This window comes from Psychrobacter sp. 78a-MNA-CIBAN-0178, from assembly GCF_040309625.1.
GTDB classification, from domain to species: domain Bacteria; phylum Pseudomonadota; class Gammaproteobacteria; order Pseudomonadales; family Moraxellaceae; genus Psychrobacter; species Psychrobacter okhotskensis.
This window is the reverse complement of the sequence record NZ_JBEOOZ010000013.1, coordinates 20,894-35,561: the sequence shown is the minus strand read 5'-3', so window position 1 is coordinate 35,561 and position 14,668 is coordinate 20,894. Positions and strand designations below refer to the sequence as shown.

Genomic DNA, 14,668 nt, shown 5'->3' with positions numbered 1-14,668 from the left:
AGCAAATAAAAGCCTCTACCATTTAGATATGGTAGAGGCTTTATCATAAGGGTAACACTTTTTATTTAAATAGCTCATACACCAGACTGCAACGTAATTATCCAAACCTCAGAACGCGTACCCAGTCTAAATGGTACGGGACCGATGCCATAACCAGAGGTCACCAAAAACTGCGTATCGGCTATTTTTTTGCTGCCATAGTTTAGCGGTGTCAACCAATCCATCAGCGTCGTTAACGGGAATATCTGCCCGCCATGGGTATGCCCAGACAGATGCAAATCGACTGGCAGGGCGCTGACCTCATCCATCGCGCTAGGACGATGTTCTAAAAATAGCACTGGTTTATCTGTCTGTACTTGCGTTAATAACTCCTCAGCTGACAGTCTGGTACGATCGATGTCATCTGAGCGCCCTACCAGCCATACTGAGTCATTTAATAGTACACTCTCATTATCAAGCGCTTTGATGCCAGCCTCTTCCACCGCTTGAGTGATCTGCTTTTCATAACCAAAATAATCGTGATTACCTAAAGTCGCATAAACGCCAAGCGGTGCCTTTAGCTTTGATAGCTGCTCATGCATATTCGTATTATCGTAAGCAATGGTATTGTCATTCATAATGTCGCCAGCGATAACCACGACATCGGGATGTTGCGCATCGATAAGGCTTACCATTTTCTTTATCTGTCGATTGCCAAACCATCTGCCCAGATGCGTATCAGAGACAAGCGCGATATCCATTGGCTTATCCAGCGTCTTATCTATAGTGACTGTTAAACGATGTACGACGGGCGAATAAGCATTAAATACCGCTAAGCTAACAATGGCGACATAAACTGTAATGGCAAAGGTACGCAAGAGTATTGGACGAGATTTTCGCTTAAAAAGCTGATAAACGAGTAGCGCCACCGCAGCCGTTATCAGACCAGCATAAAGCATAAAACCTTGCAAAATACTGACGACTAGATAGACATGAAAGCGCTCACCCCAAAACTCAGTCAAACCATAAATGAGAGCACTATTATTAATAACAAAGACAGCTGCTACCAGTGCAGCTTTTGCAGCAGTAGTTTTTGGCTTTACAAACCAGCAAATAAGAACGCTGGTCATAACAGCTAGCAACTGAGTAAAAACGATGAAGAACCACATAGTAAGGTCTAATCAGATAAAGATAACGCTATCTTACGTCAAAAGCTGGATGCTCTGAATGTATTGTCTTTTTTTCCACAAAAACTTCATATGCTTTGCCTCTAAAGTGCTATTGCCACAAAACTAAATAGTGGCCAATAAAAGCCCTTTAACGTTTGTCTGGTGCTATTTTACAGACGCCATTGTCACAAGCTTGCATCAGCGCTTTGCCATAGAGCAACTTGGTCATCCAATTCGGAATTCTATAACGATTGCGCGCGACATACGGATAAGCAAAGTCACCCAGTTGTTTGATCACTGGCAAAAATAACAAGGGTGACCATTTCACGCCGCCCGTTCTGTAGAGCAGTCGTACGGCATCCATGTGCGTATACCAGTTATCGTAGCTGTCTTGCACACACATATAAGTCATCGCATCCTCACGGCTAAATCCTGCGGCGGCTAAATTATCAAGCCCCTCTTTCACAGGAACTAAGCGTATCTTCTCCGGCTGACGCACTTGCATATTGTGCGCCTCGGTGCTACATATGACGCATGCATCGTCGTAGTACATGGTGATGGATAAATGTGCTTGCTCTCTATAACTGTTGATATGATTTTGAATAATCATCTTATGACTCCTTTCTGAGTGATATAGTCAATCCTATATAAATCAGATACGGTGTCAGGCTCGCTTAGTCTACTATTTGTAGTACTTTCACTCGCCTTCCTTGTATCCAAATTATATTGAACCGACTATGGCTAAACATCAAAGTGATGCGAATGGGCATTGGATTTTTCAGTCACCCTAGACTCTTGATACTGATTGACTGGGGCTAAAAAGGGAATTACTGGCTGCTGCGTCCACTGCGGGGCAATAGCATCTAAACGCTTGGCCAGCATCGGTAAATGGTTGGTCGGCACCGCTGGAAACAGATGATGTTCGATGTGATAGAGCAAGTTAAAAGTCAGTAAATTAATCAATGGATGACGCTCACTACGGGCATATACTATCTCATCACAGCCATGATGGACGCTCCATACAGCAAAGAACCCCACCATCGTATTGGCCAATATCATTACCAATACGTGATACATCAATATAGGATGCATCGTGATAAAAGCGGTGGCAATCACTGCGAAAATAAGCAACATATCAAGGGCAACAAGAATACGATTGCGGCGGCTACCATGCGTTAAGCCAAACCACTGAATCGCTATCGAAAAAATTCCGCCGCCTAATATCGCTTTATACCAAGGCAGACGTGCCCAATTACCCTCAACGTCACTCTCTCCCAGCGGATCTCTATGATGATTAAGATGAGTATGCCGAATGGCATGCGTACTACAAAGCATAGTGATACTCAGCATAAATAGCATGAGCTTTGTGGCGACTTTACTCACACCTAAAGTACGGTGATAGCAATCATGGGCTTGTCTAAGTGCGGCGGTAAAAAAGAAAAACGTTGCAGCCAGCGCAAGTAGCCAAAATCCCTGCCACGCGCTCCACCATGACAATAATAAAAATGGTAACGATAAAAAGATATTATAAACCGTCTCAGTGGGCTTGAGCTGACGCAAATCTTGCCATTCAATATTGGCTAACGAAGGATGACGCATGATGTTCTCCTTGCTTTGTGATAAGCAGTAGCGACTCAAATTAAGCAACCACTTGTTTAGTAATTATAATTTCATTTTACTTTATTTCTGTCAAAAGTGAAATAACTATTTAAATTTTATTTGTATTTAGGTAATGCGATAAGACCCGTAATCACAGCGCTGATACCACCTGTCAAAACCTGCATAATAAGAGGTAGCTCTAGTAAAGATAGAAAGGCAAAGCCCATAAAACCACCCGTAATTAAAGAGATAAGAAGGCCTTTATAATTACAGTGAGCATTTACTTGCGCAAGAATCCAGCCTGTAAATAATGAAGATAACAGTCCTAATATAAATCCAAAAATTATATAGAAAATCAGCGCAAACCCTAGCAGCCAAACTATATTAAATACAGTGATAAAATAGGCGTTAGTAATATTGAATATTTCGGAACCACCAAAATTATAGTCATTAAACAAGACATCAGGTACTGCTACGCTTAACCATAGAAATATCCCACCCAGTGCCCCGCCAAATTGTGCATATTGATTTATTACTTTACCTTTAGGATAGCTAGGTGTTTTGACTGTACTAAACTCAATATCACTCATAAAAACCTCTATGTTGTTTCACATGAAACAACATATCATATAATTAATAATACTGTTTCACATGAAACATGCCACTCACTTACGACTTCTGCTGTTCTAATGCTTGTTTAAGTGTCGGCTGCTGGAACTCATACCCTGCATCTAATAACGCTTGCGGTAATACTTTTTGCCCATCTATTAGTAGCGTCGACATCTCACCAAACATCAGCTTAAGTAAGAAATTCGGTAGGGTAAAGAATGTCGGACGGTGTAACCATGACCCCAGTGTTTTGGTGAAAGTATGATTGTTCACGGGATTGGGTGCGGTTAAGTTGTACACAACCGCTGTTGTGTCATTTGTAGTCTGTTGGGTGTTTTCATGCATGGCTTGAGTGCTCACATCATCAGCTAGATGCTTCTCAATGATAAATATCGCTGCCCCTACCCAGTCCTCACGGCTGACCCAACTCATGATTTGCTGACCATCACCCAATTGTCCACCGACGCCCATCTTAAACGGGGTTAATAGTTTACCGAGCATGCCGCCTTTAGGATGAATGACAACACCAGTACGCACGATAGCCACAGACACGCCATAATCGTTTGCTGTCAACGCCAGTTGCTCCCATTCATCACATAATCGATGAGCAAAATCGGTTTCAAAACCACTGCTTTCGGTAAGAGGTTTGTCACCTTGAGTCCCATACCAACCAATCGCTGAACCGTTGACCATTAGCTTGGGTTTAATACTGGTACGCTTAATAAATGCCAATAGAGATTCGGTAGGCTTAATACGGCTGGCGAGCAATTGCTCTTTGCGCGCATCGCTCCAGCGCGAGTCAGCGATACCTGCCCCTGCTAGGTTTAAAACAACCTCAAAGCTTTTATCTGAGCTCGCCAGCTCATCATAAGTCATCATGTCGATATCATTCGGATGGGCTTGGCTGCTATCACGCGTCAGCCAAGTAATGTGCAGCGCTTTATTTTGGGCACGGTAACGCGCCATAATCTCATTACTAAAGGCACTGCCTAAAAATCCTGAGCCACCACTGATTAAAATATTCATGTCCTATTCCCTATATTTTTTGCTTATCGTTTAGTAAAACTTAATTCGCTATAGTCATCGTCTTCTTTTTTAACTTTTATATCAAAACGACTTTTACATGCTTTTGGTAAAGCAATACAGCCAGCGATAGCTGCATTGATAGCGCCAAATAGTCCTATACCAATCATAAAGGCCAGTAGCACCCCAACCTCTATCAATGAGTTTATGCCTAAATATAGGATGATTGCGCCCATATAACCTGCTGACGTTATAAACCCAATCAAAAATGTCGTGCGTAGACTCTTATGATCACCGCGCCATATATTCTTATAAGCGACAAGAATACCCGTCAATAAAGCAGGAATAAAACCAAGCAGACCAACATATAGCAATGGCTGATAACCAATCTGCGCAAAATCCGCATTCCTAAAAATGAATAACAAACCTAGCTCTGCAATCACTCCACCAACCATACTACCAAGCCCTGCAAACAAAATAATCACTGATAAGTAAGGGTAAGCACCTACATTGTTATTCGTTTTCATGATATTTATCCTATTAACATTGGTCGTTAATTGAGTATAAATACGACGTTGGCAAAGCCAGTGAAATTACTGTGGATAATGGGTGGATAAGTAATAAGTATCTTGATTTCATTTAGTCTACTGATTAAGCAAAACGTTTACGAATAGGACACTCACTATCATTATTATTTTGAGATTTATTCTTTAATTTGTTCCAACGATGATTAATAAAGTCCATCGCAACAGCAGTATTTGGCAATACATGCGCTTTGGTCAAGTGTGATGCTGCCTCATCTAAACGCTTGGCTAATTCAGGTAAATGGTTGGATGGTACAGCAGGGAAAAAATGATGCTCTGCGTGATATAACAGGTTAAAAGTTAGTAAATTGATCACTGGATTACGCTCGGTGCGAGCGATTGTCTCATCACAATCATGGTGCACGCCCCACACAGCAATGATACCAACGCTAGCATTGGCCAACATCATGGTCAGTATGTGGTACATCAATACTTGCGCTAACATGGTCAGAGCAGGAACAGCGACAGTAAATACGGTCAGTACGAGGGCAACCAAGACGACTAAAGCAATCAAGCCAAATTCTAGCCAAGCCAAGCTTTGATTGCGACGGCTGCTTAAACGCAGTCCTTGCCGATAGATAGCGAGCCGATAAGTTATCCCGCCGAGCAGTGCTTGCCACCATGACACATTTGCCAGACTGCCTTCAATATCACTATCGCCCAGCGGATCACGATGATGTGCCATGTGAGTGGCTCGAATGCTGTGCAAGCTGGTCATTAATAGTACGCTAAGCAATAATAATATGGCAGTGGTCGTACGCTTACCTGTCCCCAAACTATGATGATAGCCATCGTGCGCTTGACGGAATGCAGCAGCAAAAAACAAATAAGAAGCGCCGCATGCCAGTACATACCATGATTGGCTGGCGAACCACCAAGACAGTAGTAAGAACGGATATGGCAAAATAACATTGTAAGCGATTTGACCGCGCGTTAACTGACGCAAGTCTTGCCACTCGATTGAAGCAATAGCCTTTTTAATGACTTGCTCTTTATTAGCGTGTGTTTGATTGACTGTCATTTTACACATCCATTTGTCATTGATATTTTTATTGAAACTCGTATCACTTAAACTTAGCTGGACTTTATATCTATTACATAAATTTCTGTCTAAACAGAAATAGTTACTTAAATTTTTTATTTTAGATCACACAGCTTACTATTAACGTAAAACCTTTTTAATACTAGCGCCCAATTTGAGGACTTTTTTAAGGATACTTGTGGGTAGCTTCAGCATCTCAGACGACCATGTGGTCAGCGTGTTGACGAACTCTTGGGTATCCTTTATCCGCGCTTTTACTTCGCTATTTTCATGCTCAAATTCAGGACTGTCCATAAGTTCTTGTAAGAACTGCACCGTTGGCTCAAGCTCACGTTTTTGACGCTCAACGACGATAATACGTGCCAACTCCCAAACGTCGGTATTAGTCGTAAAATGATCGCGACGATCGCCCAATATCGATACTTTCTGTACTAGCCCCCAGTTTTGTAGCTCTTTAATACTGTTTGAGACATTAGAGCGCGCAACGCCAAGCGTCTCGGTAATCTCTTCCGCATTGAGCGGCTTACCGATGATATAAAGCAATGCATGAATCTGTGACATAGTGCGATTGACACCCCACTGTGAGCCCATTTCACCCCAATGTAAGATAAATTTTTCGGTCACAGGATTTAGTTTCATAGTATTTATTCGCTTAATATTTCATATAGTTTGGCTAATTTCTTAGTTCATATTGCATCATTCTTTTATTTCTGTCAATAATGAAATCAGAGAGTAATATCTATTGCTTGATTGCCATGCTCTAACGGACGATTAAACCTGTGATTGCATCACGTATTTGACTGGGTAAGGTATAGCCTAACGTCTCCGCCTGTAAGTAGCGGATTTGCTCGTCAAAATACCCATAAGCATCCGTAAGAGTCATAGCAGGCGGTTGCCCTGATGGATTGCAGCTTGTAGAAACCAACAGTCCAAAGGGATTATGCGCGCTGACCAACTGCTGGCATAGCTGACGGATAATGGGGTGAGCGATAACTCTGACCGCAACTGTCCGATGCTGCCCGGTTATCCAAGGAGGAATAGTAGTAATCAGCGCCTGCGGAATGGGTAACAACCAAGTGTGCGCTTGTTTGCATTGTAGCTTTATATTGTCACTATCCGTCTGCCAGCTATTAATGATTTGTTGGCGCTGACTGTCTTCTAAAGTATCTAATAAGGGCGCTAAACGCTCAGCACTGTCAGTAACGACAATCATACCTTTAGCTTTTGGGCGCTGCTTGATATCCAAAATACGCTGCACGGCTGCCTTATCATAAGCATCACAACCTATCCCCCAAACGCTTTCGGTTGGATAAGCAAGTAACTGTCCTTCTTTTAGCCACTTGGCAGCTTGAACGACAGAATCAGTAGTAAAGGATGCGGATTTTTTCATGACTTGAAGGCTTCGAAAAGGTAGGAGTTTAAGCATTAATAATAACATAGGAGAGAAGCTGACTAAGTGAGCGACATTTAAATATTTATAAAATTGGGCTGACCTTAGCACCATTAGAAATATCAAAGCATAGCTATCGTTGTAAACACCCAAATAGCCTATACGCGTAAATAACGCCCACCTTGCACGCTGATGACGCCTAGTAACTCAAGCTCCATCAATTGTCCGATCAGCTGCGGTGGCGTAAGCTTGGTACTGACTAACAACGCATCTAAATCTTGTCCATGCCAATCAAGCTGCTCATAAACCAGCGTTAAATGCTCAGGGGCGACGATAGCGCTTTTAGGAGATTTGATATTAGACGGTATCGGTTGGCTCACCGCTGGCACAGAATCTGTCTCTGCAGCATTAGCAGACTGACCGTTAGTCGAGGGCTTATGGTTTGAGTTGGTCGTCTGTGCTGTTGGTCGATAGCCATTATTGCCATAAGCCAGCTGACCATTGACGTCCTCAATGACTTGCTGAGGATGATAAATCAACGTCGCGCCTTCACGTATCAGATGGTGGCAGCCCTCAGCATTGCTATTATCAATATGACTGGGAATCGCAAAGACTTGCTTGCCCTGCTCTGAGGTTAGGCGCGCAGTAATCAACGAACCACTTTGGATAGTCGCTTCGGTGACAATAGTGGCTAAGCTGAGACCTGCCACCAAGCGATTGCGCCGTGGAAACGTATGCTTGTGCGGCGGCGTATCCGGCAACAGCTCACTGATAATACAGCCACCTTGCTCGATAATTTGCGCAAATAATTTATCATGATGATTGGGATAATACACTTCAATACCAGTGCCCATCACCCCAATGGTTCGACCTTGATAATCAGCATCTGTCTGCGCCAGTGCTCCTAAATGGGCGCGCTTATCCACACCCATGGCCAGACCGCTAGTGATGATATACCCTGCCTGTGCTAAATATTGTGCCATATCAAAAGTAATTTTTTGCGCATGGGCGGTGGGTTTGCGACTGCCGACGATGGCAATTTGTGCTTGCTGCAAACGCGCGCGCTGGCCACGATAAAACAACAGCGGCGGCGGATCGTATATTTGTAGGAGTTGGGCGGGATAATCAGGCTGGTCGGCAAATAGCAGACCGTAGCGCCCCTCGATGAGCGCTTGCTGAATTTTATCGATACTGGCTTGTGTTTGCGCTGGCTGTTCATGGCGGGCAAGATGCGTATGATGAATACCCAATTGCCGCCAAGCGTCTACTTTGGCTTGCCAAGCAAGCTCTGCTACCCCAAAAGAAGTCATAAGCTTATGATAAGCCGATAATGACGCGTTCACCTCAGTCCACAGCGCCAATATTGCGCGCTGCTCGTCGGATAACATTGGAGAAACTGCCGTCATAATAGTCTGACTCGCATTTACGGATTCAACTGACTTAAGAAGTCTGGCTTATAGATAAGGGGGTGGTAGTAGCTGATCACCCACGTTGAGCGGTAGCTCAGAATCAAGCACATAGGCGTAGCTAATATTATCAAAAGTATTGAACACCATCACCATGCCGCTCTGCTCACTGGGCAAGCGTACAGAGGCATCATTATCTTTGGTATCGCGTACCAACGCCCCTTTTTGATAGACAGTCAATACATCACCGGGTTTGGCACCATCAGTGTGACCCAAATTAATCGCGACCACACTACCCTTCGCCGCAGAACTGATTGAGTCCATGACACGAACAATCATACCGCCACGGCTAACGGTTGCAGGCGTTGGGTAAAATACGGGCGGGATAGAGTTGTTCAGCTCAACAAAAACGCGATCACCTTCACGGACTTCTTTGCCGTAGCTGTCGGTAAGCTGCAAGCTTGTGACGCCATTACTTTCTGTAGACGTAACCAATCCAGTCGCTACTTGGGTGACTTCAAGTCCGATGACTTGCTGAGTTTTTGGCTCAACATACATCTCGCCTTCACGGTAGATGCCATAACGCTGTCCAACGATAAGTGAGACGCCTTTGGCATAAACTTTGTCACCGCTTGCCGTGATTAAGTTACCTTTTTTAGACGCTAATATATAAGGCGTGGTATTAAAATCTGCTGGATTAACAATGATCGTTTTATCCAGCCAATGCTGGATCGCAGACCATGGAATAGGCGGAATGCTATTGGCCGTCGACGTGACTGATACGGAGGTGGTGACTGATGTGCCGGTTAATTGTTTTTCAATACCAGCACAGCCTTCACCTGTATCCACACCAACTAAAGTCTTACCTTGTATCACGCACAGAATAAGAATATCGTTAGGATAAATAAGGTTAGGGTTTTTGATTTGCTTATTGGTTGCCCAAATCTCTTTCCAGCGCCATGGACTGTCTAAATAGCGTCCTGAAATGTCCCATAAGGTATCGCCTTTTTTGACAATATAACGATTGGGCGCATCTGCTTTGATGGTTGGTGGTGGATTGTTAGCGTGGGCAGTGGTCATCAGCATGGCACTACTAAATGTCGTGATCAACAGTGCTTTTGCTATCGTTTTTAAGCTCATCTTCATTGTTATATCCACAATATGTACCGCTGTTGTCGCCACAATTAATACCATTTAGACCCTTTATTTAATCTTAAGCCTTGAGCATTATTAAAATTAATGACAAGCATAAAAGGGCTTAACAGTACGGTTATCATAACGCCTATAGGGCAGCTGTTCAGTGTAATTGGCTGGTGGGATTGCTAAAAAAGCGTCTAGCAAAATGATGAGTCGCCGACGCTGTTTCTAATATTACAATTATATCTACCATAACACAATCATAAACACTTTATTACAATGGCGTAACTTTTATGTGGACGCTTGTTTAATGGTTAAACAAAGCTAATAACAAGTCCAGCATTAATTCAGGCTGGATTTGGCGTCACATGTTGACGAATTTGCTCAGCGACCAGCTCAGCGTTGTTATCCAGCACCACCACGTGCTGTGGTAAGCTCTCCAAGCCTTCGGTATGCGCTGGCCGAGCAATGTCTATTGGCCCAATCGCTTCAACGATTGTGTCAGCAAATTTGACGGGTAACGCTGTCTCCGCACAGACAATGATTTCACCCTCTAACTGTAGCTCTTTAGCAACCTTGATACCGTCAGCTGTATGCGGATCAACTAGCTCACCATGCTGCTCATAAAGCGCTTTAATGGTTTGCAGGCGGTCGCTATGGGTCGACTTGCCAGCAGCAAAACCGTAACGGCTGTTGACTGCTTCCATCAAATCAGACAAATCAAATCCTTGGCCGGATTTCACCCCCTCAAATAGCTCATGAACGCGAGCGCTGTCTTTGTCGAGTAGCAGATAAACAAAGCGCTCAAAGTTAGAAGCTTTAGAGATATCCATTGACGGACTAGAGGTGACGTAAGTTTTTTCCGTCGGACGCGGCTGGTAAGCACCTTGATTAAAGAAGTCGTTTAGTACGTCGTTTTCATTGGTCGCGACGATTAGACGGTCAACGGGCAGTCCCATTTCTCGGGCGATATGACCGGCACAGATATTACCAAAGTTACCAGATGGTACACTAAAGCTGATTTTTTCATCGTTGCTCGTAGTAACGGCAAAATAGGCTTTAAAGTAATAAACGATTTGCGCAAGGATACGACCCCAGTTGATAGAGTTAACGGTACCGAGGTTATAAGCCGCTTTAAATTCGGCATCTTGCTGCAATGCCTTGACGATATCTTGGCAATCATCAAACATGCCATCGATGGCAATATTATGGATGTTATCATCGGTCAGACTATACATTTGCGCACGCTGGAATTCGCTCATTTTGCCGTGCGGTGACAGCATAAAGACTTCGATATTGTCTTTACCACGTAGCGCATATTCTGCTGCGCTGCCCGTGTCACCACTGGTCGCACCAATGATGGTAATACGCGCGTCTTTTCTTTTGAGTACGTATTCAAAGGCATTGCCCAAGAACTGCATCGCCACATCTTTAAATGCCAATGTCGGACCGTTCGATAATCCTAAAATATATAAATTATCTTCAAGCTTACGCACAGGGACAATCTCATCAGAACCAAATACCTCAGCGGTATAAGTACGCTCAATGATATCTTGCAAATCAGCGGCAGGAATATCAGTGGCAAAGCGCTGCATAATCGCCATGGCAAGCTGTGGATAGCTGAGCGTGCGCCACTCATCAAGGGTCGTACTATCAATGTTTGGATAGTGCTCAGGCAGCATCAAACCACCATCTGGCGCAAGCCCCATCAATAGCACATCACTAAAATCCATCGGCGCTGTCTGACCACGGGTACTGATATATTTCATTAGATTGTCCTGTCTATAATGAGGTTATTCAATATTTAAAACGGTTTATTCAGCAGTTTTATGCCATTGTCTTATGAAGCAACGCATAATAGAAACCATCGCCACTCGCGCTATCAATCGGCAAGCATTGACGACCAATTGCTTGTTCGATACCCCAACTGCAATCGTCGGTAAACTCAATCGCTACTGCATCATTATGATGCGTGATAAAGTCCTGCATTTGCTCGACGTTTTCTTGCTTTAAGATAGAACAGGTCACATACAGCAGATAACCACCAGCTTTGAGTTGTGGCCATAGATTGTGCAAGATGTCTGCTTGCAACAGTGCCGTTTGCTCGATGTCTTCTTCGGTACGAAGGATACTGATATCAGGATGGCGACGAATCACACCAGTCGCGGTACAAGGGGAATCGAGTAATATTGCATCAAAGACGGGTTCATTGGTAGCCGCTTTTTTGTTTTTTCCATGCTGCCATCTGGTCGCATCCGCACAGACGATATTGAGTGCGACACTTTTCTCTGCTTGCTGCAAATCGTGCTGACTTAGATTTAAGCGCTGTAAATTCTCACGAATACGCTCAATACGTGGTGCTTCGTTATCGATAGCTGTTACTTTGATATCAGCAGTCGCAGACGACGTTTCAGCATTATCTCGTTTCACGTGAAACAATGATGACTCGTTCTTAGAACTTATAAGCTCTAACCAGTGAGCCAATTTACCACCAGGTGCCGCACAAGCATCTAGAATATGTATCTCATTATTCGTATTTTTCGTATTAGATTTTTCAGCACTAAGCTTAGCCATCAATGCTTGATTAATAATCGGTGCAGCAAGTTGCGCATGCATGTCTTGTACGCTAGCAACCCCTAAAGCAAACTCAGGCAAAGCGTTAACGGCAGTGCTTTGATGTAGCCGGAGACCTTTGGTTGATAGCGTTGTAGCAGCGGCAGACTCTGACGAGCTCGCTACCTTAAAACCAGTCGTTAGCTCAACGATGTCTGCATCAATTTCTGCCCCATCCAACGCATGCTGATAATCCTCTACCGAAGTAACCGCCGAGTTCACTCGTAAAAACATCGGTGCTGGCTGGCGCAAGCCTTGGGTCAGCTCATCATACTGCTCGCTCCAATCTTGCTTAAGCTGATAAGCGAGCCAATTCGGTAGGCTGTGTTTTTTATCGCACTTCTTACGGAATTTGCTTGGATTCTTGGCGACTTTGCGCAAAATAGCATTCACCAAACCAGTAGAATGAGCAAACTCAATTTCCTTTGCAGCCTCAACAGTTTCATGAATCGCCGCATGGTCAGCCACCTCTAAATACAGCAACTGTACTAAGCCTACTTGAATGGTGGTACGCACCTCAACCTCATCAATAGGGTTGTCTGCTAAAGTATCGAGCAAACGTGCCAACGCATGCCACTGGCGCAATGTCGTGAGCAGCAATGCATGAGCAAAGCCTTTGTCACCATCATGCAAACTATTCAATAATGGATCAAGGACGCTTGAGAGCGACTGACCGTTTTGAATAGCCAGTAAAGTGCGGATCACGCGTACGCGCACGCTGCCATTCATTATAAGGTTGCTTGACGGTTTGAGCTTGTTGTTTCTTGGCGCAGTGCTGGTTTGTCTCATTAAATTTGATTTCCTTGACGCCTAATCGATAGCGCCTTGTGCAAGTAGGTTAAATATAAGTAAAAATTAGTTTGATTCTTTAGTGAACTGGTCACCATCATTTAATTGGTTGCCATGGCAAATTTGCTCGGCGGTCATCGGCTTACCACCCGCAAACTGTAAGTCGGTGATGGCTAAAGTGGCGGCTGATGATTCAGCTTCACTCTCTTTACCACAAGCGACTAGAATCGCTTTGCGGCCAACGCTCACCACAGTACCAGCAGGCTCATTGGTTTGCTGCGATGCATTCACAGGCAAACTGGCCAATATTTTGACCCGCTGACCTACCAAAAAAGTATAAGCGCCCGGCCATGGCGTCAGGCCACGAATTTGGCGTTCAATCTCCGTGGCGGATTGCGTCCAGTCGATTTCGCCTTCGGTTTTGACCAGTTTTTCGGCGTAATTGGCTTTACTGTCATCTTGAGCTACGGCTTGCGCTTGATAAGGTACCAAGTCTTGTAGCACGGTACTAATAGCTGCCGCGCCCAGTTCAGCCATCTTATCATGCAGGCTCGTGGCGGTATCATCAGCATTAATAGGAGCGCTGACTTTGTAGATCATATCGCCAGTATCCAAACCTTTATCCATTTGCATAATGGTAATGCCGGTCTCAGAATCGCCCGCCAATAAAGCACGATGAATAGGCGCTGCACCGCGCCAGCGTGGCAACAATGAGGCATGAATATTTAGACAACCATAAGTAGGCGTGGTCAATACACCAATCGGCAATATCAGACCATAAGCCGCAACAATCATGATATCTGGCTGATAAGTGCGCAAAGTCTGACGCGCAGCCATGCCTTCGGTGCTAGATTTTTTAAAGGTAGCTGGTTGTTCAACCACAATATCATTGGCCAAAGCAACTTGCTTGACCGCAGACGCTGATAGCTTTTGCCCGCGACCTGCTTTGCGATCAGGCTGTGTATAGACCGCGACAATCTCTATATTAAGTGTGTCCTGCTGGTTGATAAGCGACTCAAGGCTGACAGCAGCAAACTCAGGCGTACCCGCGAATATCACTCTTAAGGGAGCGATACGCTGCTGCTCAGCAAGCGTAGATGTCTGTTGCGGCTGGGTAGAATTTGTAGACAAATCAGAGGTGGAAGCAATTGTGGTCATAGTGGTGCATTATGTATGATTAATTCGTCCATTATAGGTGAGTTTACGACGTTGTGCCATGATTGTAATAGTGACAATCCAGCGTTACTAATGACACTATTTATCTTTATAATAGTAAAAAGCTCAGCTACTTATTCATAAATAAGCCAGAGCACGCAAACCTGTCAGAT

14 protein-coding genes are annotated in these 14,668 nt (G+C 44.2%); all 14 read right to left on the bottom strand.

The features are described 5' to 3' along the window. Positions 1-74: 74 nt before the first annotated feature. The gene (locus AAEY80_RS08945) at positions 75-1,109 is read right to left on the bottom strand and encodes a metallophosphoesterase (protein ID WP_227687610.1); all 1,035 of its coding nucleotides are present in this window, start codon (positions 1,107-1,109) and stop codon (positions 75-77) included. A 187-nt stretch (positions 1,110-1,296) separates the two neighbouring features. Then, positions 1,297-1,758 (bottom strand): thiol-disulfide oxidoreductase DCC family protein, encoded by a 462-nt coding sequence (locus AAEY80_RS08940; protein ID WP_201566652.1) that lies wholly within the window; start codon positions 1,756-1,758, stop codon positions 1,297-1,299. Positions 1,759-1,889: 131 nt separating this feature from the next. Next, entirely contained in the window at positions 1,890-2,747 is an 858-nt protein-coding gene (locus AAEY80_RS08935) for a fatty acid desaturase family protein (protein ID WP_025651972.1), read from the bottom strand. Positions 2,748-2,863: 116 nt separating this feature from the next. Then, positions 2,864-3,337 (bottom strand): hypothetical protein, encoded by a 474-nt coding sequence (locus tag AAEY80_RS08930; RefSeq protein WP_025651973.1) that lies wholly within the window; start codon positions 3,335-3,337, stop codon positions 2,864-2,866. A 79-nt stretch (positions 3,338-3,416) separates the two neighbouring features. Then, a complete protein-coding gene (locus tag AAEY80_RS08925; protein WP_201566650.1) occupies positions 3,417-4,382 on the bottom strand; it encodes an epimerase in 966 nt (321 codons plus the stop codon). Between the two features lie 23 nt (positions 4,383-4,405). Next, positions 4,406-4,906, bottom strand: coding sequence for a hypothetical protein (locus tag AAEY80_RS08920; protein WP_201577131.1), 501 nt, complete (start codon positions 4,904-4,906; stop codon positions 4,406-4,408). 124 nt (positions 4,907-5,030) lie between these two features. Continuing rightward, a complete protein-coding gene (locus tag AAEY80_RS08915) occupies positions 5,031-5,984 on the bottom strand; it encodes a fatty acid desaturase family protein (RefSeq protein ID WP_201582697.1) in 954 nt (317 codons plus the stop codon). A 141-nt stretch (positions 5,985-6,125) separates the two neighbouring features. Beyond that, positions 6,126-6,644: a GbsR/MarR family transcriptional regulator gene (locus AAEY80_RS08910; protein ID WP_025651978.1), complete on the bottom strand. Its 519-nt coding sequence runs from the start codon at positions 6,642-6,644 to the stop codon at positions 6,126-6,128. Between the two features lie 121 nt (positions 6,645-6,765). After that, positions 6,766-7,395 (bottom strand): L-threonylcarbamoyladenylate synthase, encoded by a 630-nt coding sequence (locus AAEY80_RS08905; RefSeq protein ID WP_025651979.1) that lies wholly within the window; start codon positions 7,393-7,395, stop codon positions 6,766-6,768. 158 nt (positions 7,396-7,553) lie between these two features. After that, positions 7,554-8,801 carry a DNA-processing protein DprA gene (gene dprA, locus AAEY80_RS08900; RefSeq protein ID WP_201577642.1) on the bottom strand — a complete coding sequence of 416 codons (1,248 nt, stop codon included), beginning with the start codon at positions 8,799-8,801 and terminating at the stop codon, positions 7,554-7,556. A gap of 48 nt (positions 8,802-8,849) precedes the next feature. Continuing rightward, positions 8,850-9,947 (bottom strand): LysM peptidoglycan-binding domain-containing protein, encoded by a 1,098-nt coding sequence (locus tag AAEY80_RS08895; protein WP_350588207.1) that lies wholly within the window; start codon positions 9,945-9,947, stop codon positions 8,850-8,852. A gap of 338 nt (positions 9,948-10,285) precedes the next feature. Further along, entirely contained in the window at positions 10,286-11,707 is a 1,422-nt protein-coding gene (thrC, locus tag AAEY80_RS08890) for a threonine synthase (protein WP_025651982.1), read from the bottom strand. A 58-nt stretch (positions 11,708-11,765) separates the two neighbouring features. Beyond that, positions 11,766-13,340, bottom strand: a complete 1,575-nt coding sequence (locus tag AAEY80_RS08885; RefSeq protein ID WP_025651983.1) for a transcription antitermination factor NusB — start codon at positions 13,338-13,340, stop codon at positions 11,766-11,768. Positions 13,341-13,406: 66 nt separating this feature from the next. Beyond that, positions 13,407-14,498, bottom strand: a complete 1,092-nt coding sequence (gene fmt / locus AAEY80_RS08880) for a methionyl-tRNA formyltransferase (protein WP_025651984.1) — start codon at positions 14,496-14,498, stop codon at positions 13,407-13,409. Positions 14,499-14,668 lie beyond the last annotated feature (170 nt).